Below are 21,701 nucleotides of genomic sequence, written 5' to 3'. Positions count from 1 at the left end.
AAGGTCAACGGAATCACGATGGGCAAAAAGAACAAGGTCGGGAAGAAAAGTAAGTCAGGTAAGAAGAAGGATCACCGGGACTACACGCTTGCCGATCTGTCGCCGGCATTGACGCAGGCGGCGCGGTCCATGCGCACGGTGATGACGCGCAGCCTGACGGCGAGCGGCCTCTATGCCGGGCAGGACGGTGTCATTCTTGCTCTGGCGGCAAGCGACGGTCTTCCGGCCGGGACGCTGGCGCAAAAGCTCGGCGTCAAGGCGCCGACGATGACACGCACGATCGGCCGCATGGAGGCGCAAGGCTTCGTCGAACGGCGGCCGGATGCGGACGATGCCCGTCTGACCAAGGTCTATCTGACCGAAGCAGGGCGAAACAGCGTCAGCGAAATCGAAAGTTCGGCTGCCAGCTGCGATGAGCTTGCGACCCGCGGCTTCTCGGAAAAAGATATTCGTTCACTCGTGCGCCTGCTCAAAACGATCGAGCATAATCTCCAGGCCGCCGATGGCGACGAGGATGATGACGAAATCTGAGAATCCTCAAGAATTCGTGTTGCGCGGCATGATTAAAGCTTTTAATTAAAGATTTTAAATTCCGGGATCGTAAAACGAACGGGATATGTTACGGCTGCGTTTCACGGGGAGGGCGCGCGTGGCGCAAAAGATAAAGCTTTCTACGATTGCGGAAACGCTGGGTATTTCAACGGCAACGGTATCTCTGGCCTTACGCGACAGCCCATTGGTTGCGGTCAACACGCGCGAGAAGATCAAGGATCAGGCCCGCGCGTTGGGCTATATCTACAATCGCCGCGCGGCGAGCCTCAGGACATCGCGATCTGGCATCATCGGTGTCGTTGTTCATGACATCATGAACCCCTTCTATGGAGAAATCCTGAAGGCAATCGAAAGCGAACTCGATCGCAGCCGTCACACTTTCATTCTTTCCAATCACTATGATTCGGTGGAGAAACAGCGGACCTTTATCGAGACGCTGCTGCAGCTCGGCGGTGACGGTGTCATCATGTCGCCGGCGATCGGGACGCCGCCGGAGGATTTCGAGCTGGCGGAAGAAAACGGCATGCCGGCCATTCTGGTGGCACGACAGATCGAAGCGCTGGATCTGCCGACTTTTCGTGGCGACGACAGTTACGGCATCTCGCTTGCGACCAACCATCTGATCAGCCTTGGCCACCGCTCCATTGCCATGATCGGCGGCACCGATCAGACCTCGACGGGGCGCGACCGTTACCAGGGCTATGTGAATGCGCTGCGCAAGGCGGGCATCGAGGTTGATCCCAATCTACGCATTCCCGGCGCACGCTCCAAGCAGGGCGGCTTTGAGGCGGCGGTGCACTTCCTGTCGTTGCCGCAGAAGCCGACGGCCGCCGTCTGCTGGAACGATCTGGTCGCCATCGGTCTCATGAACGGCATTTCACGCGCCGGCCTCGTTCCCGGGCGGGACATTTCCGTCACCGGCTATGACGACCTAGAGGAGGCGGCGATCGCAACGCCGGCGCTGACCACGGTCTGGAACGGTCAGGCCGAGGTCGGAAGGCTTGCAGCGCGCGCGCTTTTGGATAGGCTGGCGGGAAGCCATGAGCCGGACGGTATCCATCTTATCAAGCCGGAAATGCGCATCCGCCAATCGACGGCGCCTTACAAAGCTCGCTAGCAACGGTGCGGCGCCGAACTGTCTCTCAAGAGGAAAGATCCATGTCCGATAGTCGCATCGCCGTCCTCGTTCCGGGGAAGATACACCCGCGTGTCCTCGAAAGGCTCGGGAAGCAGTTCGATATCGTTTCGGTCGAACGCGATGGCGGCCCGAAGATCGATGCGGAAACCGCAGCCCGCATCCGCGGCGTTGCCGTTGCAGGCATCTTCAATGCGAGCTGGATCGATGCCTTTCCGAATATCGAAGTCATCGCCAATTTCGGCGTCGGTTATGATGGCGTTGACGTCAAGCACGCAGCCTCCAAGGGCATCGTCGTCACCAACACGCCTGATGTCCTGAATGATGAGGTCGCCGATACCGCGATCGCCCTGCTGTTGAACACGCTGCGGCAATTTCCGAAGGCGGAGACCTGGCTGCGCGAGGGGCGCTGGGTCAAGGAAGGGGCTTTTCCGCTCTCGCCCTTTTCGATGAAGGGACGCCGCATCGGCATCAACGGTCTCGGTCGCATCGGCCTGGAGATCGCGAGAAGGCTTGAGCCGTTCAAGGTGAAGATCGGCTATCACACCCGCACGCCGCGCGACTCCCTGCCCTATGACTACTATCCGACCCTGCAAGAGATGGCGCAATCGGTGGATACGCTAATCTCGATCGTGCCGAAGACGCCCGAGACGCACAAAGTCATCAACACCGAGATCCTGTCGGCGCTCGGGCCGCAGGGCGTGTTCATCAATGTCGGCCGCGGCTGGTCCGTCGACGATGATGCGCTGATAACAGCCCTCGGTAACGGCACGCTGGGGGCTGCCGGTCTCGATGTCTTCTATGACGAACCGAATGTCCCGGCCGGATATCTCTCGCTGCCGAACGTTTCCCTGCTGCCGCATGTGGCTTCGGCCTCGGCGCCGACGCGCGATGCCATGGCCGATCTCGTCGTCGACAATATTATCGAATGGTTCGCCAAGGGTGAGCCCGTGACGCCGGTGCCCGAAACGCCGGTCAAGTCGCGCGGCTGATCATACGGCTTTTTGCGGATACGGAGCGACCGCTGGCCGCTCCTTGCCAGCCGCATAATCGCGCACGGCGTCGCCGAAGGCGGTAAAGAGCTTCAGCGACGGCGAATCCGTTTCCGCCCAATATTCCGGGTGCCATTGTACGCCGACGGCAAAGGCCCTGGCGCCGATAACGGAAACGGCCTCGATCGTGCCGTCCTCGGCCAGTGCTTCCACCTGCAGTCTCGGCGCGGTATCGGCGATCGCCTGGCGATGCAGCGAGTTGACACGCACTTCCCCTGACCCAACGACGCGGGCGATGCAGGAGCCTTCCTTGACGAAGACGCTCTGGCGGATGGAATACATCGTATCGCGATCGACATTCGGCGGCTTGCGGTGATCCCATATGCCCGGCTGGTCCTGGATTTCGCTGGCAAGCGTGCCGCCAAGGGCAACATTCAGTTCCTGAATGCCGCGGCAGATGGCGAGCATCGGAATGGCGCGATCGATGGCGCGGCGGATGAGCGGCAGCGAAGTCGCGTCGCGCGCCGGATCGAAAGGACCGTCGCTTTCAAGCGCTTCCTTTCCATAGAGCGATGGATGCACATTGGTCGCGGAGCCGGAAACGAGTAGCCCGTCCACCCGGTCGAGAATGGCGTCCGCATCGTTGCCATCCTCAAGCGCGGGAACGATCAGCGCCATCAACCCAGCCGCTTTGACCGCTGCGCGGACATATTGCAGCTGCACGGCATGCCAGCTGGTGCCATCGAACTCGCGGATATCGGCGGGAATGGCGATGATCGGTCTGGGCATGCAAGGCTCCGAAGGCTGCAGACATTTGTTCATTGGACCTCTGGACGATCATGATGTCGATCCGAGGACGGATTTACGCCTTACGAACTTACGCGAATACGGCCCGGCCGGCAACGCGCAGAGGTTTTCGTAAGGCTTTGTTTAGGCTCGTTACGCCGATGTACAGGAATCGCCATAATGCGGTGCAACAGCAAACTTGAAAGACCGGGTGCGGCATGGTTAGCTCCATCGCTTGCGCCGCGACGGGGAACGCGCCGTTCCCCGGCAATGCCGTCCGTATGGGAGAATTCGATGGATCGCCGTTCCTTCATCAGGCGGGCAGGAGCTGTTGGCGCAGGTGCTGCCGCTTCCGCGCTTGCGAGCCCTGCTCTTGCCCAGGAATATCCGAAGATCACCTGGAGGATGACCTCCTCCTTCCCCAGGAGCCTGGATACGATCTATGGCGGCGCGGAGGATATTGCCGCGCATGTCTCCGACGCGACCAACGGCAATTTCGTCATCCAGACCTATGAGGCCGGTGAAATCGTGCCTGGTGCGCAAGCCGCCGATGCGGTCAGCGCCGGCGCCGTCGATGCCGCGCACACCTGTTCCTATTATTTCTGGCAAAAGGATCCGACCTATGCCATCGGCACGGCGCTGCCGTTCGGCCTCAACGCCCGGCTGACCAATGCCTGGTTCTATCAGGGCAATGGCAACAAGCTGATGAACGAGTTCTATGCGACGCAGGGCATTTTAGGGTTGCCCGCGGGCAATACCGGTGCGCAGATGGGCGGCTGGTTTCGCAAGGAAATCAATACGCTCGACGATCTCAAGGGGCTGAAGATGCGCATCGCCGGCCTGGCCGGCAAGGTGATCGAGAAGATCGGTGTCGTCCCGCAACAGGATATTGCGGTCAACGGTGTCTATGATGCGCTGAGCAAGGGTACGGTCGATGCGGCCGAATGGGTCGGCCCCTATGACGACCTGAAACTCGGCCTGCAGAAGATCGCCAAATATTATTATTATCCTGGCTGGTGGGAAGGTGGCGCGGTGGTGCATGCCTTCTTCAATCTGGAAAAATGGAATGCCCTGCCGAAGAGCTATCAGACAATCCTTGGCGACGCCTGCGCCTTCGCCAACACCAACATGCTGGCGAAATACGACGTCAAAAATCCCCAGGCGCTGAAGGATATCGTGCAGCAAGGGGTGACGCTCAGACCTTTCAGCCAGGAGATCATGGAGGCCTGCTTCCAGGCAGCCGGCGCGCTTTATGCCGATCTTTCCAAATCAAATGATTATTTCAAGCGCATCTATGAGGATCAAGTCGCCTACAAGAAGGATGCTTATCTTTGGATGCAGCTTTCCGAGTATACTTTCGATACCTTCATGATGATCCAGCAGCGGGCGGGCAAGCTGTAATCGTATTTCATAAGTCTTTTGAGATATATTGTTTTCTTTATTAGTGATTTAAATATTATATCCGTCTCGGGAGGAGCCGGGAATCATTGTGCCAGTGCAGTGCTGATCATGATCCAGCTTCAACTTAAGCTGCCGCTTTGACTGGAAAATCTGTCCGAATGGGCTCTGTTCGGGCAAGTAAATTTTAAAGGGTTTCCACTAGGGTGTCCGCCGCATCAGGGGAAGTCTGAATGAAGCCTCCAAGCCCGGACACCGTGCCGACGGATGTTTATCTGTCGTTCGTCAGTTCGCTTTTCGGAAATCGCAAAACGCTCTTTACGGGCGTGTTCGTTCATATCCTGACATATGTCCTCGTTTTCCTGAGCACGCATGCCGGCATCTATCTGGCCTTTTGCGTGGCGATTGTGGTTGTCTTTGGCTTACGCATCCATTTGTTCCGGCTGTTCGACGCCGCGGATAAGAATGATCTTACGCGCGCCGGTATTGCCGGCTGGGAAACGCGCTATGTGATCGGCGCGGCGGCGACAGCGGCCATCCTCGGCATCGGCAGCGGCTATGCCATCCTCATCCTGCAGAATTCGCTGGCGGAATTCATCTGCGTCGCCGTCACGATGGCGTCGATGGTGTCGATCGTCGGCCGCAACTATGGTTCGCCTCGCGCGGTCGATCTTCAGATTCTGTGCTGCTGCGTGCCGATCATCGTTGCCTGCCTGCTGCTGCAGCAGCCTTACAAGGCAATCGCCTCCCTCATGCTCATTCCGTTTGGGCTGACGACACGCGCAATGGCGAATGGCATGCGCGAATTTCTCTACCGGAACATCATCGCTTCGCGCGAGATATCGCTGATGGCCGACAGGTTCGACACCGCGCTGAACAGCATGACGCACGGGCTGTTCATGCTTGATGCCCAGAACCGCATTCTGGTCGTCAATCGCAAGGCATGCGAGCTCCTTAATTTTGCCGACCCGCAGCGGCTCAAGGACTGCGAATTCGATGTCGTTCTGCGCTACGGCGCGCGCCACGCCTTCATCGACGGATCGCTGCCCGGACTCATCCAGCGGCAGCTGGCACAGCTCGTCAGCGGCACGCTGTCGCGAACGCTCATTCAATTCAACGAGGATCAGTTCCTCGAATTTTCGGCCAGCCGCCGCGCCGACGGGATCGTGATCCTGATTTTCGAAGATGTGACGGTGCGCGTTCGGGCGGAGCGCAAGATCCTACATATGGTGCGCTACGACCCTTTGACGGGGCTGCCGAATCGCGAATATTTCATGGATCTGGTCAAGGAGAGGCTGGCTGCGCGCAAGCGGGAAAGCCGCATCGGCATTCTGGTTCTCGATATCGATGACTTCAAGCACGTCAACGATACCAAGGGGCACGTTGCCGGGGACCGCCTGCTGGTCGCCATAGCCGAGCGCCTGAAGCAGCTTGCCGGCGCCGCAGCGATTGCCGCTCGTCTTGTCGGCGATCAATTCGTGCTGTTCTTTCCCAATGAAGACGATGCTCCTGATATCGATGCCCGCATCCGCACCCTGCATGCGGCAATGGCCGGCACCTACAGCGTGTCGGACAGCAGTTTCCGGATTTCCGTCAGCGGCGGATACATGGCCGTGTCCAGCCGGGAGTTTCGCCCGGAGGAGTGGCAGATCAAGGTCGATCTCGCGCTTTTCGATGCCAAATCGCGGCTGAAGGGCGGCTGCAGCGCCTTCGAGCAGGAGATGGACGCACGCTATGTCGAGCGGCAGAAGCTGAAGGATGATTTGCGCGAGGCGGTTGAAGCCGGCAGGCTTCAGGCCGTCTATCAGCCGATGTACACGCCGGACGGATCCCGCATCGAATGTTGCGAGGCGCTCGCGCGCTGGATTCACGCTGAAAAGGGCTCGATCCCGCCCGATCTTTTCGTGCAGCTTGCCGAGGAGATGGGGATCGTTGCCGGCATCACTCGCTTCATGGTCAACCAGGCCTGCAACGATTGTGCTTCATGGCCTGCGCCGCTCGCGGTTTCCGTCAATCTCTCGGCGCAGGATCTGCGCAATGGCGAGATTGTCAAAATCGTCATGGCGGCGCTTGATGCGTCAGGATTGGAGCCATCCCGCCTGCATCTCGAGGTCACTGAAAGCTGCCTGATGGATGAGGTGGCGACCGTTCGCTCCATCCTCGCCGATCTGCGTACCAAAGGCATCACGATTGCAATCGACGATTTCGGAACGGGATTCTCCAGCCTCAGCTATCTCGATACGCTGCCTGTGGATGTCGTGAAGATCGACCGGTCTTTCGTTCGTGATATCACGACGGATAGCCGCCGTTTCAAGCTGCTATGCGGTATCGTCGATCTTTCCCGCGCGCTCAGCCTTCATATCGTGATCGAAGGCGTCGAGACGCTGGAGCAGCTGGCATTGGTGGTCGAGCGGAACCTGGCGGATATCATCCAAGGCTATGTATTTTCGCCGCCGGTACCGCAGGAGCAGGTCATCGAGAGAGTGGCCAGTCTCAACCGGCGGCAGCCGGGTGCCGGCAGAATCCTGCCGTCCGATGTCACGACCTAGCCGGCGTCATCGTTTCGATGCGGGCGTCTTCGAAATCCCTGGCGATTCCGGCAGCCAATGCCCGCCTGCGACCTTCTCGTGCATTGCATTTTTCCTCGCTTTGTGTAACCCCTCGGTGGAGGAAATTGGTTGCGGCATCCCGTTGCGGGGTGTCCCAACTTTTGAGGATGAGCTCCAGCTGGCAGTTATGTCGTCTGTCGGCGGAGAGGATTGAGGGGAGAATTCTGAATGGCCGAACATCATACTGGACCCGCCGAAGTGGGCGCTCCCATGGACTACAAGGAGCATGAGAAGACCTATAATCTTTTCATCTCGGGCGCCAAGGTCGGATCTGCGATCGTTGCCGCATTGTTGATCGCCATGGCGGCCGGTTTCTTTGGCCATGCCGGTTTCCTCGGCGGCGTCCTGATATTCATTGTTCTGACCATCGCCAGCGTCGTCCTGTTGCGCTGATATTGCAGCGCTGACCGATGCCGGGCCGATCGCCCGCGCTTTCCCATGATTCTGCAGGCTACAGCGCCGCCGCATTCGGGAGCGGCGCCGTCTGATGCGAGGTGTCGTCGTTGAGCAATCTGGTTTTCGTGGCCAAGGAAAGCGTGGCGGAGGAGACGCGTGTTGCGGCTTCCGTCGAGACGGTGAAGAAGATGAAGAACCTGGGTTTCGACGTGGTGATCGAAGCCGGCGCGGGGACTTTATCGCGCATTCCGGATACCGAATACGAAGCCGTCGGCGCCCGGATCGGTTCTATCAAGGATGCGAAGGCGGCGGATGTCATTCTCAAGGTGAGACGCCCGACGAGCAAGGAGATCTCCGGCTACAAGAGCGGCGCGATCGTCATCGCCATCATGGACCCTTATGGCAACGAGGCCGCTCTTGCCGAGATGGCGCGCGCAGGGCTGACAAGCTTCGCCATGGAGCTGATGCCGCGCATCACCCGCGCGCAGTCGATGGACGTCTTGTCGTCACAGGCCAATCTCGCAGGGTATCAAGCCGTGATCGAGGCTGCTGCCGTCTATGACCGGGCACTGCCGATGATGATGACGGCAGCGGGCACGGTGCCGGCGGCAAAGGTCTTCGTCATGGGTGCTGGCGTTGCCGGGTTGCAGGCGATCGCCACTGCACGGCGTTTGGGCGCGCTCGTTTCGGCGACGGACGTACGGCCGGCTGCGAAGGAGCAGGTCGCTTCGCTCGGCGCAAAATTCGTCGCGGTCGAGGACGAGGAGTTCAAGGCGGCGGAGACTGCCGGCGGCTATGCCAAGGAAATGTCGAAGGAGTATCAGGCCAAGCAGGCTGCTCTCGTTGCCGATCATATCGCCAAACAGGATATCGTCATCACCACGGCGCTGATCCCCGGCCGACCGGCGCCGCGCCTCGTCAGCCGCGACATGCTGAAGGCGATGCGCCCTGGCGCCGTCGCCGTCGATCTGGCTGTGGAGCGCGGCGGCAATATCGAAGGCGCCGAATACGGCAAGGTCGCCGAGGTCGAAGGCGTCCGCGTGGTTGGCTATCCCAACATGGCCGGGCGGATCGCGGCCAGCGCCTCGGCCCTCTACGCTAAGAACCTCGTTACCTTCCTGGAGACGATGGTCGATAAGGATACGAAGAGCCTTGCCCTCAACCGCACCGATGAGCTGATCAAGGCGACGATGCTGACCGATGGCGGCGAGGTCGTGAACCCGAATTTCGTCGATCCCGACCAGCCGACGATCAAGAAGGGAGATCTCTGAGATGGCCAGCCAAGCAATGGATCAGGCACTCCAGCAACTGAATGATGCCGTCGCCGCGCTTACGGCCGCCGCAGCACAGACGCCCGAGGTTGCCAGTGCCGCAACCGGTGGAGCGATCGATCCTTTCGTCTTTCAACTGGCCATCTTCGTGCTGGCGATCTTCGTCGGCTATTATGTCGTCTGGTCGGTGACGCCGGCCCTGCATACGCCGCTGATGGCGGTCACAAATGCCATCTCCTCGGTCATCGTCGTCGGTGCGCTGCTGGCCGTGGGCATTTCGGCGAGCGGCCTTGCCACGGGCTTCGGCTTCGTGGCGCTGGTTCTCGTCTCGGTCAATATCGTCGGCGGCTTCCTTGTCACCCAGCGCATGCTGGCGATGTACAAGAAGAAGGACAAGTGAGGGCGGCATGCTGAGCAATATCGCGGCTTTCCTCTATCTCGTCTCTGGCGTTCTGTTCATCCTGGCGCTGCGCGGCCTGTCGCATCCGGCCACCAGCCGGCGCGGCAATCTCTACGGCATGGTCGGCATGGGCATTGCCATTGCCACGACGCTGGTGCTGGCGACGCCGTCTTTCGGCGGCTTCGTGCTCATCATCCTAGGTCTTGCCATCGGCGGCGGGGCAGGTGCTTACATTGCGCGCGTCATTCCGATGACCTCGATGCCTCAGCTCGTGGCAGGTTTCCACTCGCTAGTCGGTCTTGCAGCCGTCCTCGTCGCCGCTTCTGCGCTCTATACGCCGTCTTCCTTCGGCATCGGTGAAATCGGCCATATCCATACGGAAGCCCGCATCGAGATGGCGATCGGTGCCGCTATTGGCGCGCTGACCTTCACCGGTTCGATCATCGCCTTCCTGAAGCTTGACGGGCGCATGTCCGGCAAGCCGATCCTGCTGCCGAACCGCCATATCATCAATGCCGCTTTGCTCGTGCTGATCGTGGTCTCCATCATCAGCCTGGCAGCGAGCGAGAGTCATCTCGCCTTCTGGGCCATCGTCGCGCTGTCGTTGCTTCTCGGCGTGCTGCTGATCGTGCCGATCGGCGGTGCCGACATGCCCGTCGTCGTGTCGATGCTGAATTCCTATTCCGGCTGGGCTGCCGCCGGCATCGGCTTCACGCTCGGCAATCTCGCGCTCATCATCACCGGCGCGCTTGTCGGCTCCTCGGGGGCGATTCTGTCCTACATCATGTGCAAGGGCATGAACCGCTCCTTCATTTCGGTCATTCTCGGCGGTTTCGGCGGCGAGACGGTATCGGGCGGGACTGACCATTCCGACAAGACGGTGAAGCTCGGTTCGGCCGAGGATGCCGCCTATCTGATGGCGAATGCATCCAAGGTCATCATCGTGCCCGGTTACGGCATGGCGGTGGCGCAGGCCCAGCATGCGTTGCGCGAAATGGCTGACAGGCTGAAGGCACATGGCGTCGAGGTCAAATATGCCATTCATCCCGTTGCCGGCCGCATGCCGGGCCACATGAACGTGCTGCTCGCCGAAGCCAACGTACCCTATGATGAGGTCTTCGAGCTCGAGGACATCAATTCGGAATTCGCCCAGGCCGATGTCGCCTATGTCATCGGCGCCAACGACGTCACCAATCCGGCGGCGCGCGATGACAAGACCTCGCCGATCTACGGCATGCCGATCCTCGACGTCGACAAGGCGAAAACCTGCCTCTTCGTCAAGCGCTCGCTCGGCTCCGGCTATGCCGGCATCGACAACACGCTTTTCTACAAGGACGGCACGATGATGCTGCTTGGCGATGCGAAGAAAGTGACGGAGGAAATCGTCAAGGCGATGAACGAGTAGGCTGCCGCTGCGCCCGCAAGAGCGGTGTTTCCGCTCTCAGTTCCTTTGCCGTTCCATCATGCTGCGCGGTGCGGTCAGTATCCAGACGAGGCCAGCCGGGCGGAAATCGACCTCGACATGGCCGCTGAAGGATGCCGCGGCATGGGTTTTCGTGACGGTGGTGCCGAAGCCGGTGTCGCTCGGCGGCTTGACCGGCGGACCGCCGCTCTCGGTCCAGACGAAGCGAATCTTGGTGCCGGTTTCAGCGGCTTCGTTCGTCCATTCGATGGTGATCTTGCCCTCCGGCGCGGAAAGCGCGCCATATTTGACCGAGTTGGTGGCAAGCTCGTGCAGGACCAGGCCGAGATTCTGCACCGCTTCCGGCTTCAGCAGGAAGTCATTGCCGAGAACGTCGAGTTGCTGGGGTCCCTGCAGGAAAGTCGCGAGATGGATGTCGATCACGCGGCGAAGCGACACGCCGGACCATTGTTCGCTGGTCAGCACCTCGATCGAGCGCGCCAAGCCTTCGAGCCGGTCGGCGACAGCTCGCTGGAAAGTATCGACGCTATCAGTCTGCCGCGCGAGCTGACGCGTCATTGCCTGCGCGAGCGCCAGCAGATTCTTGGTGCGATGGACGAGCTCGTGCATGACGAAATGCAGCCGGTCCTCGGTGACGCTGCGGTCGAAGGAGGCGTTGGAAAGCGCGACAGCCACCTGGTTTGCCTCAATGACACTCGTGTCGATCGGTGCCACGATCTCGCCGCGGCCCATGCGGTCCGCCATGTCGGCAATATCCTGTATGGTGGTGCGCACCTGACGTGCCAGGGCATAGACGGCAATCAGCGCAATCAGTAGCAGCGTCACACCGCCATAGATCAGAAAGCGCCAGGTGCTCATCAGCGAAGCCTGCGCGGAGGCGATCGGACCCCAGACGACGGCCTTCCAGGACCAGCCTGAGATTTGCGCGTAACCGAGCACCGCGTTCGGCAGAACCTTGTCATCCTGATAGACGCCGCTGGATGCGATCAGGTTCGGCAGGATGTTCTTATTGAACGCGTCGCCGGGGGCGAGGGTCGTCGGGCCACCGGCGGCAACGACGTGTCCGGATTTGTCCAGAACGGCGGCAGACCAGCCGGGCGGCAAGGCTTCCGTCGTCACGAGCTTGGCGAGCTCGTCGGCATCTTGTGTTACCGCCAAAGCGGCGCCGGCCGGCGAATGCTCAAGGGGCAGGGTGACGTTATAGACCCAGCGGCGGGCGGTCGAGCCTATGAAGACATCGGATGCCTCGATGCGGCCGGAGTTCAGTGCCGATTGAAGCGCGGCGATGTTGCCGGTCTTGCCGAGTGGCTTGCCAAGCGGCCAGCGGGTATTCAGTCGGAGCTGGCCGTCCTTTTCCATAAGCAGCACGAAAAGCGAATCCGTGCGCAATACCGTTTCCGTGCGGGCGAAGAAGGTGGCGATGTCGTTTCGCTCAAGTTCCGGCGAGGAAGACAGAAGGCGCAGCGTCGTCGCCATGTCCTGCAATTGGCGATCGATGACGCGCGAAAGCGCCTGCGCATCCTGAACCGTGTCGCCCTTCAAAGCATCGCGTTCATTATTCTCGAGTTGGACCAGAAGCAGCGCGACGAAGGCGAGAATAGGCAAGGCAATCGCCAGGGCTATGGCGATCAGATAGGCACCAATCGACGCTTTCGGAAAATGCGGCTTCCTCATGGAGCGATCAACCGATCGTGCCTCCATGAGGGTCCGACGCGCTGGCAAACGCGAAGAGAATGATATTGGTCATCATGCCAAGCGCCCCCGTGCCCAGATCATCGAGCTACATGCTCCTGAAGCGCCATGTTAGGGCTCGGTAATTTTCCTTGCAACATCTGAAAAGTCATTATTGCGAAATCGTAAGCGATCTCGGGTATTTACGACTGTGGCAATGCGTCCTTGAAGTTGCGCTGGCAGGTCTTGTGTCCGAGCTAGGTAAAGCGTGAGAGACGGAAGGATGCAAGCTCGGGAGCTTCGCCACCATCGACGATTTCCTGCGCGGCGAGCAGGCCGACGAGCGGCGCCAGCGTGACGCCGGAATGGAGAACTGCGAGGTAGAGGCCAGGTGCCGCGCCGGCACCACCCAGTACCGGAAGGCCGTCTTTCGGTGTCGGGCGATAGCCGATAGTGTAGAAATCAAGCTCCAGCGCCTCGCCGCCTTTCAATGTCGCTTTGACCCTGGCGAAAAGATCGTCGGCTGCCGCTTGTGGATCGCTGCCGGGATCGGTGCCGCCGAAGTCGCCGCCGGCGATGATTCGTCCCCCTGCCGTCTGGCGCAAATGCAGTTCCGGCGCCATCACCAGACCATTCAGCATTTTCTGCACGGGGCGGGAATGGACGATAAGCCCTGGAGGCGTTTCCAGCGGCACGGGAACATCCGCCGAGGCCGCAAGTGCTGGAGTGCCCGCACCGGCGGCCAGAACGACATGATCGGCCTGCATCGGCCCTTCACTCGTTTCGATGCCGACAACCTGCTTTCCCTCTCTGAGCAGGCCCCTGACTTCGACGCCGGATAATAGGCTCGCGCCCTGACGGCGGGCGTCCTCCAGCAGCAGCTTGGCGGCGGCAACAGGTTCGACGGCGCCTTCCTCGGCAACATGCAGGGCATAGTCTGGCGGATTGGCGAGGTTCGGTTCGATCATTGCGCTCGTCGCTCGGTTGACCGGCTGTATGCCATAGCCCCAGCCATGATGCTGTGCCGCATAGGCATCGAGCTCTGCTTCCGGCAGATCCCAGGAGAGGCCGCCGCACCAGGACAAGGGAAGATCCGGTAAATTGTCCTGTAGCCGCGACCATTCGGCCATCGATCGGCGACGGACCTGGAAATAGAATTCCGGATTGCCCCAGCTCGCATTGATCCAGGCAAAGGAGTTCGGAGTTGCGACGCCGCCAGTCTTCTGAGCGACCACCGTCACGGATGCGCCCTTGCGACTCAGATGCCAGGCGATGGAGGCACCGATGATTCCGGCGCCGACGACGATGACTTTTTGTGGGGAGGGCATGTCTTTGTCTCGCTTGAACGGGTGAGCCGAGACTAAGCGGTCGACAAGGCAAAGAAAAGCCGCCGAGCGGATGGTCGCTGGCGGCTGAATGTCTTTACTGCAATATACTCCGTATCAGGCGCCGGCGCCGACACGCGCCAGGCCGTCCCTGGCAGGCTGATAGTTCGGATCGAGATTGACCGCGTGCTGATAGGAGCGGCGGGCTTTCGCCTTGTCGCCCTTGCGCTCATAGACGAAGGCCTGGTTTGCCCAGGATTCGGCGAGCTTGTTGTTCAGCTCGATCGCATGGTTGAAATCGGCAAAAGCGTTGTCGTCGTCGTTCTGCGCGAGATAGGAGATGCCGCGGCTGTTGTAAGGCTCCGGCGAGTTCGGCGACAGCGAGATCGCCTTGGAGAAATCGTCGATCGCCTTATCCTGCTGATTGCGCTTCTGGTAGATCACACCGCGGCCGTTATAGGCGCGGCCGTCCGTGGTGCCGAGGCTGATGGCCTTCGAATAGTCATTGAAGGCATCGTTGTCGCGGCCGGCCTGGCGATAGAGATTGCCGCGGCCGATATAGGCGACATCGTAATTGCCGTTGATCTGCAGCGCCGCGTTATAGTCCGCAACCGCTTCCGGCAGCTTGCCCATGTTGCGATAGATGAGCGCGCGGTTGGCATAGGCCTGATAGAACTTCGGATTGAGCTGGATCGCCTGATTGAAGTCGGCAAGGGCGCGGTTGAAATCACCGCCGCGGCCATAGGCCGTGCCACGCACGTTGTAGCCTTCCGGATCCTGCGGATTGGCATTGATGACCGACGTCAGCGAGGCGATATTTTCGGACGAGCCTTGCGCCTTGTCGATCTGGATCACGTTATCTGTGGTGGCAGTCTGGCAGCCGGAAAGGCTGATTGCGGCAAGTATCGCCAAGGCAGGCAGAGCCGCGGCGCGCTTCGAAACGAATAAGCAGAGATTCGAAGTGCGGAACTTTACGGAAGTCGTCATTGCCATTATCGGGTTCGCTTTCCCCATGCGTCATATCAGGCTGTTCTGATTTAATCCGATTTGCGTAGAGAATAAATCAAAAAGGCGGCGGCGAACGACTCGCCCCCGCCACACATGCATCTGAAAACGTCGAAAAAACGGCGATTACTTGGCAACAAGGCCTTCGCGCTGAGCGCGCTTGCGAGCAAGCTTCCGAACGCGACGAACAGCTTCAGCCTTCTCGCGAGCACGCTTCTGCGACGGCTTTTCATAGTAGTCGCGCATCTTCATTTCGCGGAAAATACCTTCGCGCTGCATCTTCTTCTTGAGAGCGCGGAGAGCCTGGTCGACATTGTTATCGCGGACAAGTACCTGCACGAGAATCACGTTCCTTTGGTTTGGTTGATGCCAGCGGCGACGGCAGCGCCAGGAGGCAAAAATATAACGTTCGCGCAGCCGCAGCCTTGCGATTGGTTAGGCGAGATAGCAGATCGGTTTGTCAAAGTCTAGCCAGATCGTGAGTTTGCAGAGGAAAAAGCTAGTTGTCGAGTACCGAATTCAGCCGGCCGCGTCTGTGACGCTTCATCGAAGCTGTTGATTAAGCCACCGGCCGACCCCGATCTTTGCGTCATTGACATGCTTATGTGAGTATGTCGGATCACAGTCATTCGTGTGCTGCGGCGATTGCATCATCGGAAGCAACAGTCCTGAGCAAGGGGGAATCACTTATGAAATCGTTCGGCTTTGCTGTCGTCGGAAGGCTGCTCGCACCGCCCATGCTGGCGATCGTCGTTCTTGCTGCGGCGGTTGTGCCAGCCACAGCCGGCGAAGTGCGTTTCGGCAAGAATGTCCGGATCGGTGGCCACGATTTTTCCAATCAGACCTTTGACAACAAACACCAGGCGAGAATTTATCTTTACAAGGGAAAGCCGCCGAATGAGGGATGTATCTGGCGCAAGGATAGCCACGGCGCGCGGGTGAAGGTCTGCCATCTGCAGCGCAAATAGATCTGCCAAGCAGTCATGGGCAGGCCACTCGGCTGGTTGGCAATTTTAACCGTGTCGAAAGACGGTCCCTAATGCGTCGCAAAAGAGCCGTTGTGTCGGTTTTCGATTTGCGATTTGTATGACCCACAAAAAGGGCGTCTTGCCTGAAGGAGTTGAGGGCGAATGCGTAAATACTCGGTTTTTGCCGTGGCACGGGAAGCGATGAGGGCTCACAAGGGCTGGGAGGCTCAATGGACCTCGCCAGAGCCGCGCAAGGAGTATGACGTCATCATCGTCGGCGCTGGCGGTCATGGCCTGGGTGCGGCCTACTATCTCGCCAAGGAGCATGGCATCACCAATGTCGCCGTCATCGAGAAGGGCTGGCTCGGCGGCGGCAATACCGGCCGCAACACGACCATCATCCGCTCGAACTATCTCTATGAAGAGAGCATGCACATCTACGAGCATTCGATGAAGCTCTGGGAGGGGCTGTCTCAGGATCTCAATTATAATGTCATGTATTCGCCGCGCGGCGTGATGATGCTGTCGCATAATGTGCACGACCAGCAGTCCTTCAAGCGGCATATCCATGCCAACCGTCTCTATGGCATCGACAATGAATGGCTGACGCCGGAACAGGCCAAGGCTTATTGTCCGCCGCTCGATATTTCCAAGACGGCGCGCTATCCGATCAATGGCGCCGCCCTGCAGCGCCGCGGCGGTACGGCCCGCCACGATGCGGTGGCGTGGGGATATGCCCGCGCTGCTTCCGATCGCGGCGTGCACATCATCCAGAATTGCGAAGTGACCGGCATTCGCCGTGGGCCGGATGGTCGGGTGACGGGCGTCGAAACGAGCAAGGGCTTCATCGGCGCCAAGAAGATCGGCGTCTCCGCAGCCGGCCATACCACCGTCGTTATGCAGATGGCCGGCGTGCGCGTGCCGCTGCAATCGAGCCCGCTGCAGGCGCTGGTTTCCGAGCCGCTGAAGCCGATCTTCCCATGCGTCGTCATGTCAAACACGGTGCATGCCTATATCTCGCAGTCCGACAAGGGTGAGCTCGTCATCGGTGCTGGCACGGACCAGTATAATTCCTACAGCCAGACCGGCGGGTTGCAGATCATCACCCATACGCTCGACGCGATCTGCGAGCTCTTCCCGATGTTCCGTCGCGTGAAGATGATGCGCTCCTGGGGCGGCATCGTCGACAATACCCCGGACCGTTCGGCGATCCAGTCGAAGACGCCGGTGCCGGGGCTCTATGTCAATTGCGGCTGGGGCACGGGCGGCTTCAAGGCGACGCCGGGTTCGGCCAATCTGTTTGCGCACCTCATCGCCCGCGACGAGCCGCATAAGTTCAATGCGGGCCTGACGCTGGATCGCTTCCGCACCGGCCGCCTGATCGACGAGGCGGCAGCCGCCGCCGTGGCGCACTGATGCCGGCGGCGGTCGGGATCGTTCTTGCGGCAGGACTTTCCTTGCCGGTCGGAGCGATCGCGACCGAAGTCAGCGATCTTATTCCGGGAGTTCGGGATTTTCGCATGCAGGTGATCCACAAGGCAAAGGACGAGGCTGACTGGCCCTTCGTGGCCGAAAGCGGAATGTTGCTCTGCGCCAAGGTGCTGAGCGAGCCAACGGTCTATTTCGTGCCGGACCCGACGCCCGAGGCGGCCAGGGCGTTTGTAATCGATACCGACCTGCTGGGCATGAGCCTGGTCAATCTTGGGATGACCAATGTGCTGAAGCCCTATGGATCGCTGGAGGCGCTGCTGAAGCGCATAACACCTTTCGTCATCATGGGACGGCAGCTTTGCGCGCAGCCTCCCGGCACAAGCCTTACAGGCTCCGAGCTTTAACACAGGTAGAAAACGATGCTGCTGATTTACTGCCCCTATTGCGAGGAAGAGCGTTCGGAACTCGAATTCCGCAACGCCGGCGACGCGCATATCGTGCGGCCGGCCAATATTGCCGGGATCTCGGATGAGGAGTTCGAGGAATATTTCTTCCTGCGCGACAATCCGAAGGGGCTGATCTTCGAGCGCTGGCGGCACATTCATGGCTGCGGCCGCTTCTTCAATGCAGCGCGCGACACGGTAAGCGATCATTTCTACCGCACCTACAAGGCGGGCGAGCCGAAGCCCGACCCTGCGACGCTCAAGCCTGGCGCTTCCGAACCGGCAGCGCAGCAACAGAACGAACAAGAACAGACGGCACAAACAGAGGGATTCGTTGAATGAGCGGCGCCAATCGTATCGCGGGCAAGGGACGTCTGACGCCGGCCAGAACCGCTCGCTTCACTTTTGACGGCAAGACCTATACCGCGCTCGAAGGCGATACCGTCGCCTCTGCGCTGCTTGCCAACGGCGTCCATCTTGTCGGCCGGTCCTTCAAGTACCACCGTCCGCGCGGCATTCTTTCGGCCGGAGCCGAAGAGCCGAACGCGCTGCTCGACATTTCCCGCGATGCGGCGCGGCGTCAGCCGAACGTACGCGCCAGCGTGCAGGAAGTCTTCGACGGCATGAAGGCACAGTCGCAGAACCGCTGGCCTTCGCTCGCCTTCGATATCGGCGGCGTCAACAATCTGATGTCGCCCTTCTTTGCCGCCGGCTTCTACTACAAGACCTTCATGTGGCCGAAGGCGGCGTGGAAGCATATTTATGAGCCCTTCATCCGCCGCGCCGCCGGCCTCGGCGTCGCGCCGACGGAAGAAGATCCGGATCACTATGCCAGCCGCTATGCGCATTGCGATGTGCTCGTCGTCGGCGCCGGCGTTGCCGGCCTTTCCGCGGCACTCGCAGCGGCTGAAACCGGCGCCGAGGTCATCCTCTGTGACGAGCAGCCGGAGGTCGGCGGCGCGCTCCGCTTTGACACCGGCATCAAGATCGACGGTGTGGAAGGCTATGAGTGGGCGCAGGTGACCTTCGCCAAGCTCAAGGCGATGCCGAATGTTCAGGTGCTGACCCGGACGACCGCCTTCGGCTATTACAACCACAATTTCTTCGGCCTCGCCGAACGGGTGACCGACCATCTGGCGAAGCCGGGCCGTAACCTGCCGCGCGAGCGCCTGTGGCAGGTCCGCGCCAAGCGCGCCATTCTGGCAACGGGCGCCATCGAACGCCACATGGTATTCCCGAACAACGACCGTCCGGGCATCATGCTCGCTTCGGCCGCGCGCGCCTATCTCAATCATTATGGCGTCGCCGTTGGTGCAAAGATCGGCGTCTATACGGCGCATGACTCGGCCTATGAGGCCGCCTTCGATCTCAAGCGCGCCGGCGTGTCCGTCGTTGCCATCGCCGACAGCCGCGCGCGGCCGGGAGAGGCTGTGTTGGCCGAGGCAAAACGGCTGGCCATCGAGGTGATGACCGACTATGCCGTCGTCGATACCTCAGGCAAGCTGCGCGTCTCTTCCATGACCGTATCGCGCAACGGCAGCTCCGCCACCCGCAAGATTCCCGTGGATGCCCTGCTGGTTTCGGCGGGTTGGACGCCTTCCGTTCATCTCTTTTCGCAGTCGCGCGGCAAGCTGAAATTCGATGCCGAGAAGCAGCGCTTCCTGCCGGGCACCTATGTTCAGGATTGCCTTTCTGTCGGTGCCTGCAACGGCACGGACGGGCTGCAGGCTGCTATCGAGGAATCGCTGGCCGCCGGTGAGCTGATGGCACGCGCCACGGGCAGCACCAATGGCGGCGAGAAGATTCAGCTTCACGCCGAACAGGCTTTCGAGTGGACCGGCGGCATGATCGGTGCTGCCGAAGGCGCCGGGCCGGATACGAATGCGAAGGCCTTCGTCGATTTCCAGCACGATGTCTGCGCCAAGGATATTCGTCTCGCCGTGCGCGAAGGCATGCATTCCATCGAGCACATCAAGCGCTTCACCACCAACGGCATGGCCTCCGATCAGGGCAAGCTTTCCAACATGCACGGGCTGGCGATCGCCGCCGAAATGCTTGGCAAGGATATTCCGCAGGTCGGCCTCACGACCTTCCGCGCGCCCTATACGCCGGTGACTTACGGCACGCTCATCAGCCATTCGCGCGGGGCTCTCTTCGATCCCGCCCGCAAGACGCCGATGCATGCCTGGGAAGAGGCTCAGGGCGCGATCTTCGAAGACGTCGGCAACTGGAAGCGCGCCTGGTTCTATCCGCGCGCTGGCGAGACCATGCACCAGGCCGTCAATCGCGAGTGCCGCACGGCGCGCGAAGTGGCCGGCGTGTTCGATGCCTCGACGCTCGGCAAGATCGAAGTGGTCGGACCCGACGCGGCCGAGTTCCTGAACCTCATCTACACCAACGCCTGGGATACGCTGAAGCCCGGCCGCTGCCGCTACGGCATCATGACCCGCGAGGACGGCTTCGTTTACGATGACGGCGTCGTCGGACGGCTGGCCGAGGATCGCTTCCATGTGACCACCACGACAGGCGGCGCGCCGCGCGTGCTGCATCATATGGAAGACTATCTGCAGACAGAGTTCCCGCATCTGAAGGTGTGGCTGACCTCCACCACCGAGCAATGGGCCGTCATCGCCGTGCAGGGTCCGAAGGCGCGCGAGATCATCGAGCCGCTCGTCGAGGGCCAGGATCTTTCCAACGAAGCCTTCCCGCATATGAGTGTCGCCGAGTGCAGGGTTTGCGGCGTGCCGGCCCGGCTGTTCCGTGTCTCCTTCACCGGCGAAGTCGGCTATGAAATCAACGTGCCGGCCGATTACGGCCAGTCGGTTTGGGAGGCCGTCTGGGCGCGTGCCGAACCGCTGGGCGCCTGCGCCTACGGCACCGAGACCATGCACGTGCTGCGCGCCGAGAAAGGCTATATCATCGTTGGCCAGGATACCGATGGCACCGTCACGCCCGACGATGCCGGCCTTGCCTGGGCCGTGTCCAAGAAGAAGACCGATTTCGTCGGCATTCGCGGCCTGAAGCGGCCGGATCTCGTCAAGGAAGGTCGCAAGCAGCTCGTTGGTCTCATTACCCGCGATCCGAAGGTGGTGCTGGAGGAGGGCGCACAGATTGTCGCCGATCCGAATGAGCAGAAGCCGATGACTATGCTCGGCCATGTTACTTCGGCCTATTGGTCGGAAAATCTCGGCCGCTCCATCGCTTTCGCGCTCGTTGCCGGCGGGCGCGGGCGCATGGGCAAGACGCTCTATGTGCCGATGCCCGACAAGACGATATCAGTCGAGGTGACGGATCTGGTGTTCTTTGACAAGGAAGGAGGCCGGATCAATGGTTGATCTCGCTACCCGCAAACTGCCGCTCGCCGGCCGCCACGGCGGCTCTTCCACCGTCCAGCTGACGCCAGCCGCTCCCGCAAGCCGCATTTCGCTGCGCGCACCTGCCGATTCCGTCGGCGCTCTTTCGCAGGCGCTTGGCCTGCAACTGCCGACCCGGCCGAAGACCTCGGCGAGCGCCAATGGTCGTCATGCCCTGTGGCTCGGCCCGGACGAATGGCTCGTCATCGACGAAAACGGTGTCGAGCTGGTCGGCGTGGCTGGATCGTCTGGCGTGCTACATTCCGCGACCGATGTCTCACATCGCAATACAGCCATCATCGTGTCCGGCCCCGGCACGGAAGCGACGCTTGCCGCCGGCTGCCCGCAGGACCTTTCGCTGAGCGCATTCCCGGTCGGCGCCTGCTCGCGCACACTGCTGGGCAAGGCGGAAGTCGTGATCCTGCGGCTCGATGACGAGACATTCCGTGTCGAAGTCTGGCGTTCCTTCTCCGATTATGCTTTCGGCCTTCTGGCTGAGGGCGCGGAGGATGCGGGTCTGTAAAAGGCCAGCATCAGCGTAGC

The 21,701-nt window shown here is 60.6% G+C and carries 20 protein-coding genes; 15 read left to right on the top strand and 5 right to left on the bottom strand.

Translation table 11 applies throughout. The features are described from left to right. The first annotated feature begins 18 nt into the window (after nt 1-18). From I8E17_RS13340 to I8E17_RS13330, 3 genes are all read left to right on the top strand, one after another. Nucleotides 19-531, top strand: coding sequence for a MarR family winged helix-turn-helix transcriptional regulator (locus I8E17_RS13340; RefSeq protein WP_069613310.1), 513 nt, complete (start codon nt 19-21; stop codon nt 529-531). Nucleotides 532-649: 118 nt separating this feature from the next. Then, complete coding sequence (locus tag I8E17_RS13335) at nt 650-1,669, top strand: LacI family DNA-binding transcriptional regulator (RefSeq protein WP_069613309.1); 1,020 nt, start codon at nt 650-652, stop codon at nt 1,667-1,669. Between the two features lie 41 nt (nt 1,670-1,710). Next, entirely contained in the window at nt 1,711-2,679 is a 969-nt protein-coding gene (locus I8E17_RS13330) for a 2-hydroxyacid dehydrogenase (protein ID WP_069613308.1), read from the top strand. Here the strand turns inward: I8E17_RS13330 and I8E17_RS13325 are convergent, their stop codons facing one another. After that, complete coding sequence (locus I8E17_RS13325; protein ID WP_069613307.1) at nt 2,680-3,468, bottom strand: gamma-glutamyl-gamma-aminobutyrate hydrolase family protein; 789 nt, start codon at nt 3,466-3,468, stop codon at nt 2,680-2,682. It abuts the gene before it with no gap. A gap of 291 nt (nt 3,469-3,759) precedes the next feature. On the opposite strand from I8E17_RS13325, the gene I8E17_RS13320 reads away from it, so the two are divergent. From I8E17_RS13320 to I8E17_RS13295, 6 genes are all read left to right on the top strand, one after another. Then, the gene (locus I8E17_RS13320; protein WP_069613306.1) at nt 3,760-4,866 is read left to right on the top strand and encodes a TRAP transporter substrate-binding protein; all 1,107 of its coding nucleotides are present in this window, start codon (nt 3,760-3,762) and stop codon (nt 4,864-4,866) included. A gap of 230 nt (nt 4,867-5,096) precedes the next feature. Beyond that, a complete protein-coding gene (locus I8E17_RS13315; protein ID WP_069613305.1) occupies nt 5,097-7,412 on the top strand; it encodes an EAL domain-containing protein in 2,316 nt (771 codons plus the stop codon). Nucleotides 7,413-7,640: 228 nt separating this feature from the next. Then, on the top strand, nt 7,641-7,865 hold the full coding sequence (locus I8E17_RS13310; RefSeq protein ID WP_041677669.1) for an aa3-type cytochrome c oxidase subunit IV: 225 nt from the start codon (nt 7,641-7,643) through the stop codon (nt 7,863-7,865). Nucleotides 7,866-7,975: 110 nt separating this feature from the next. Beyond that, nucleotides 7,976-9,139, top strand: coding sequence for a Re/Si-specific NAD(P)(+) transhydrogenase subunit alpha (locus I8E17_RS13305; RefSeq protein ID WP_069613304.1), 1,164 nt, complete (start codon nt 7,976-7,978; stop codon nt 9,137-9,139). A 1-nt stretch (nt 9,140) separates the two neighbouring features. After that, the gene (locus tag I8E17_RS13300) at nt 9,141-9,539 is read left to right on the top strand and encodes an NAD(P) transhydrogenase subunit alpha (protein ID WP_069613303.1); all 399 of its coding nucleotides are present in this window, start codon (nt 9,141-9,143) and stop codon (nt 9,537-9,539) included. A gap of 10 nt (nt 9,540-9,549) precedes the next feature. Further along, complete coding sequence (locus I8E17_RS13295; RefSeq protein WP_069613334.1) at nt 9,550-10,944, top strand: NAD(P)(+) transhydrogenase (Re/Si-specific) subunit beta; 1,395 nt, start codon at nt 9,550-9,552, stop codon at nt 10,942-10,944. A gap of 36 nt (nt 10,945-10,980) precedes the next feature. Here I8E17_RS13295 and I8E17_RS13290 read toward each other — a convergent pair whose 3' ends face one another. The 4 genes from I8E17_RS13290 to rpsU form a co-directional block, all read right to left on the bottom strand. Continuing rightward, on the bottom strand, nt 10,981-12,636 hold the full coding sequence (locus I8E17_RS13290; RefSeq protein WP_069613302.1) for a sensor histidine kinase: 1,656 nt from the start codon (nt 12,634-12,636) through the stop codon (nt 10,981-10,983). A gap of 254 nt (nt 12,637-12,890) precedes the next feature. Beyond that, nucleotides 12,891-13,961 (bottom strand): FAD-binding oxidoreductase, encoded by a 1,071-nt coding sequence (locus I8E17_RS13285; protein WP_069613301.1) that lies wholly within the window; start codon nt 13,959-13,961, stop codon nt 12,891-12,893. Between the two features lie 114 nt (nt 13,962-14,075). Further along, entirely contained in the window at nt 14,076-14,951 is an 876-nt protein-coding gene (locus I8E17_RS13280) for a tetratricopeptide repeat protein (protein WP_069613300.1), read from the bottom strand. Between the two features lie 138 nt (nt 14,952-15,089). Continuing rightward, nucleotides 15,090-15,302 carry a 30S ribosomal protein S21 gene (gene rpsU, locus I8E17_RS13275; protein WP_004117638.1) on the bottom strand — a complete coding sequence of 71 codons (213 nt, stop codon included), beginning with the start codon at nt 15,300-15,302 and terminating at the stop codon, nt 15,090-15,092. A gap of 350 nt (nt 15,303-15,652) precedes the next feature. On the opposite strand from rpsU, the gene I8E17_RS13270 reads away from it, so the two are divergent. The 6 genes from I8E17_RS13270 (at nt 15,653) to I8E17_RS13245 (ending at nt 21,681) form a co-directional block, all read left to right on the top strand. Beyond that, on the top strand, nt 15,653-15,931 hold the full coding sequence (locus tag I8E17_RS13270) for a hypothetical protein (RefSeq protein ID WP_069613299.1): 279 nt from the start codon (nt 15,653-15,655) through the stop codon (nt 15,929-15,931). 162 nt (nt 15,932-16,093) lie between these two features. After that, on the top strand, nt 16,094-17,347 hold the full coding sequence (locus I8E17_RS13265; RefSeq protein WP_069613298.1) for a sarcosine oxidase subunit beta family protein: 1,254 nt from the start codon (nt 16,094-16,096) through the stop codon (nt 17,345-17,347). Continuing rightward, on the top strand, nt 17,347-17,766 hold the full coding sequence (locus I8E17_RS13260; protein WP_069613297.1) for a hypothetical protein: 420 nt from the start codon (nt 17,347-17,349) through the stop codon (nt 17,764-17,766). The genes I8E17_RS13265 and I8E17_RS13260 overlap by 1 nt, the downstream gene beginning before the upstream one ends. A gap of 15 nt (nt 17,767-17,781) precedes the next feature. Further along, nucleotides 17,782-18,147, top strand: a complete 366-nt coding sequence (locus tag I8E17_RS13255) for a sarcosine oxidase subunit delta (RefSeq protein WP_069613296.1) — start codon at nt 17,782-17,784, stop codon at nt 18,145-18,147. Beyond that, complete coding sequence (locus I8E17_RS13250; protein WP_069613295.1) at nt 18,144-21,140, top strand: sarcosine oxidase subunit alpha; 2,997 nt, start codon at nt 18,144-18,146, stop codon at nt 21,138-21,140. The genes I8E17_RS13255 and I8E17_RS13250 overlap by 4 nt, the downstream gene beginning before the upstream one ends. Next, a complete protein-coding gene (locus I8E17_RS13245) occupies nt 21,133-21,681 on the top strand; it encodes a sarcosine oxidase subunit gamma (RefSeq protein WP_069613294.1) in 549 nt (182 codons plus the stop codon). Before I8E17_RS13250 ends, I8E17_RS13245 begins: the two co-directional genes overlap by 8 nt. The last annotated feature ends 20 nt before the right edge of the window (nt 21,682-21,701 follow it).

The organism is Rhizobium sp. AB2/73 (genome assembly GCF_020871915.1).
GTDB lineage: Bacteria > Pseudomonadota > Alphaproteobacteria > Rhizobiales > Rhizobiaceae > Rhizobium > Rhizobium dioscoreae.
Note: the sequence above shows the minus strand (reverse complement) of the source record. Positions and strands in the feature narration are given on the sequence as shown.

Coding starts and splice junctions, on each gene's coding strand:
- I8E17_RS13340 (WP_069613310.1), top strand. CDS start 19: ATGGGCAAAAAGAACAAGGTCGGGAAGAAAAGTAAGTCAGGTAAGAAG.
- I8E17_RS13330 (WP_069613308.1), top strand. CDS start 1,711: ATGTCCGATAGTCGCATCGCCGTCCTCGTTCCGGGGAAGATACACCCG.
- I8E17_RS13325 (WP_069613307.1), bottom strand. CDS start 3,468: ATGCCCAGACCGATCATCGCCATTCCCGCCGATATCCGCGAGTTCGAT.
- I8E17_RS13320 (WP_069613306.1), top strand. CDS start 3,760: ATGGATCGCCGTTCCTTCATCAGGCGGGCAGGAGCTGTTGGCGCAGGT.
- I8E17_RS13315 (WP_069613305.1), top strand. CDS start 5,097: ATGAAGCCTCCAAGCCCGGACACCGTGCCGACGGATGTTTATCTGTCG.
- I8E17_RS13310 (WP_041677669.1), top strand. CDS start 7,641: ATGGCCGAACATCATACTGGACCCGCCGAAGTGGGCGCTCCCATGGAC.
- I8E17_RS13300 (WP_069613303.1), top strand. CDS start 9,141: ATGGCCAGCCAAGCAATGGATCAGGCACTCCAGCAACTGAATGATGCC.
- I8E17_RS13290 (WP_069613302.1), bottom strand. CDS start 12,636: ATGAGGAAGCCGCATTTTCCGAAAGCGTCGATTGGTGCCTATCTGATC.
- I8E17_RS13285 (WP_069613301.1), bottom strand. CDS start 13,961: ATGCCCTCCCCACAAAAAGTCATCGTCGTCGGCGCCGGAATCATCGGT.
- I8E17_RS13280 (WP_069613300.1), bottom strand. CDS start 14,951: ATGGCAATGACGACTTCCGTAAAGTTCCGCACTTCGAATCTCTGCTTA.
- I8E17_RS13270 (WP_069613299.1), top strand. CDS start 15,653: ATGAAATCGTTCGGCTTTGCTGTCGTCGGAAGGCTGCTCGCACCGCCC.
- I8E17_RS13265 (WP_069613298.1), top strand. CDS start 16,094: ATGCGTAAATACTCGGTTTTTGCCGTGGCACGGGAAGCGATGAGGGCT.
- I8E17_RS13260 (WP_069613297.1), top strand. CDS start 17,347: ATGCCGGCGGCGGTCGGGATCGTTCTTGCGGCAGGACTTTCCTTGCCG.
- I8E17_RS13255 (WP_069613296.1), top strand. CDS start 17,782: ATGCTGCTGATTTACTGCCCCTATTGCGAGGAAGAGCGTTCGGAACTC.
- I8E17_RS13250 (WP_069613295.1), top strand. CDS start 18,144: ATGAGCGGCGCCAATCGTATCGCGGGCAAGGGACGTCTGACGCCGGCC.
- I8E17_RS13245 (WP_069613294.1), top strand. CDS start 21,133: ATGGTTGATCTCGCTACCCGCAAACTGCCGCTCGCCGGCCGCCACGGC.